The 2,064-nt window shown below is 61.5% G+C and carries 2 protein-coding genes and 1 pseudogene; 1 reads left to right on the top strand and 2 read right to left on the bottom strand.

The genetic code is table 11. The features are described 5' to 3' along the window. Window positions 1–73 precede the first annotated feature (73 nt). On the bottom strand, window positions 74–523 hold the full coding sequence (locus WS68_RS00210; RefSeq protein WP_231752915.1) for a patatin-like phospholipase family protein: 450 nt from the start codon (window positions 521–523) through the stop codon (window positions 74–76). Between WS68_RS00210 and WS68_RS29485 the strand changes: the two are divergent. Then, a pseudogene (locus WS68_RS29485) lies at window positions 521–648 on the top strand (IS481 family transposase); the annotation flags it as partial. The gene WS68_RS00210 and the pseudogene WS68_RS29485 sit on opposite strands and share 3 nt — an antisense overlap. A gap of 12 nt (window positions 649–660) precedes the next feature. Here the strand turns inward: WS68_RS29485 and WS68_RS00205 are convergent. Further along, the gene (locus WS68_RS00205; RefSeq protein ID WP_059568900.1) at window positions 661–1,695 is read right to left on the bottom strand and encodes a PDDEXK nuclease domain-containing protein; all 1,035 of its coding nucleotides are present in this window, start codon (window positions 1,693–1,695) and stop codon (window positions 661–663) included. Window positions 1,696–2,064 lie beyond the last annotated feature (369 nt).

Below are 2,064 nucleotides of genomic sequence, written 5' to 3'. Positions count from 1 at the left end.
CTATCGGCAGTTTGAGGACGTCGCCAAGGCGGCCTGACTCAAACAAATCGGTCTCCGATGAACCCGGGGCGATTCAGAGCCGCATCGTCCAGCTTCGCTTAGGCTCCGGGTAGACGCCCACGCCGATGCTGACCACGCGCAGATCCTCGTGTGCGTGCCCCAACGCGACGATCGCGTCGGCGATTGCATACAAGGTGGGATTGTTGGCGCAGTAACCACCGTCGACCAGCTCGACATGATCCCCGGCCGCGGTGGTCACGAAGGTGCGCTCGAAGAATGGAAAGGCCGAACAGGACGCCTGCACGGCCTTGGCCAGGGTCACGCCAAAGCCCGGCACGAAGGTGGCCGCGCGCCCGTGGGCCTGGGCCGCGCTGCCCTTGAAGATCATCGGCTTCTCGGTCATCCAGCGGGTCGCCACGACGCCGATGCCGGTCTTCACGTCAGCGAAGGTGCGCTCCTGGAATACCTCGGTGGCGAGCGCTTCCAGCGCGGCCGTGCGATCCCTCGCCCGGCGTTGCGCCATGAACGCTTCATCCGGTCAGCTTCACGTGAGTGGGCTGCGCATCGACATACCAAAGCTCGGCCCATCGCAACGAAGCCTGGGCCGGTTGGCAGCACCACTACAACTGGCATCGAGCTCGTAACGCCAAGGCACTGTCATCACGACTCGCGTTTATCATCAAGTCGGGCACGTGCCGCGGCGATCGATTGGTGCAGCTTCGCCTGCAGCGTCTCGCGCGGCGGTAGCACCGTGAGGTACTCAGCGACGTGAATGCCGCTTTTGCCAAGCTCAAGCAATTCGATCTGTTCTTGCTTCTTTCCCGCACATAGGATGATGCCGATCGGCGGCGCTTCATCCGGCTCCTGCTCATGCTTCGCGAGCCAGCGCAAGTACAGCTCCATCTGACTCTTGTACTCGGCCTTGAAGGAACCGAGCTTCAGTTCGATCGCGACGAGGCGTTTGAGCTTGCGGTTGTAGAACAACAGGTCGAGATAAAAGTCGTCGTCGTCGATCAACAGCCGCTTCTGGCGCGCGACGAATGTAAATCCGGCGCCGAGTTCCAGGAGAAACTGTTCCATCTCGCGCAAGATCGCATCCTCGAGATCGCGCTCGAGATAGTGATCGTTGAGGCCAAGAAAATCGAGGATGTACGGATCTTTCAGCACGAGGTCAGGCGCCATCTGCTGCGCGTCACGGAGGTGCGCCACTTCGCGCCGAATCACTTCGTCGGGTTGCCGCGACAGCGCACTGCGCTCGAACAGCATCGACTGCATCCGCTCCTGCAACTGCCGCGACGACCAGCGCTCTAGGCGACAGAGTTCAATATAGAAGTCGCGCTTGAGCGGGTCGTCGACGTACATCAACATCTTCAGATGGGTCCAGCTCAATTCTCTCCGCAGTGCGGAGAGAATTGGTTCATCCGGAAACACCTCGGCCGCGCGGATGCAGTGGCGCAATTGCTGCTCGCTCCAACCCCGGCCGTACTCAGCTCGCAGTTGTCGTGCGAGCGCGGGCAGGATCTGTTGTCCATAGCCCGCGCGCTCCCCGCCCAGCACATCATTTCGAATGCGACGACCAACCTGCCAATAAAGTAGGGTCAGTTCTGCGTTGACGGCCGCGGCCGCCCGGGCGCGCGCCGAATCAATCATGCGGCGGATGTCGGTCAAGAGGGATACGGGGACGAGTTCGGTCATCTTGTCGGGAATGGAGGAATCGGCGGGCCAGCGCGCGCCAGCAGTGGCCACGTTACCGGAATCTCAGCCACGGCGGAACCCTGCTGGGCGCTCCCCCAACTCTCTCCGCACCGCGGAGAGAATTCAGCCGCCGACCCGCCGAAGTCCTTCCCTTTCGCCGGCGCTCGCAATTGAGCTTCATCACCGCCTGAGACGAAGTCGCCTCGCCAACAGCCCCGCCCGGGTCGAAGAACCGGTTCTGTCGCAATAAGGCGGGTGGTATGCTGAGTGCGTCAATGAAGCTGCGATGTGGACGATGAATCAAGCGCTGAATTCGATGTTGGCGAAGGTATTTCGGCGCCTGCATTACCCGATCGACGTGATTCTGGT

Origin of the sequence: Burkholderia sp. TSV86, assembly GCF_001522865.1 — a bacterium.
Taxonomy (GTDB): domain Bacteria; phylum Pseudomonadota; class Gammaproteobacteria; order Burkholderiales; family Burkholderiaceae; genus Burkholderia.
This window is presented reverse-complemented; position numbering and strand designations above follow the sequence as displayed.

Coding starts and splice junctions, on each gene's coding strand:
- WS68_RS00205 (WP_059568900.1), bottom strand. CDS start 1,695: ATGACCGAACTCGTCCCCGTATCCCTCTTGACCGACATCCGCCGCATG.
- WS68_RS00210 (WP_231752915.1), bottom strand. CDS start 523: ATGGCGCAACGCCGGGCGAGGGATCGCACGGCCGCGCTGGAAGCGCTC.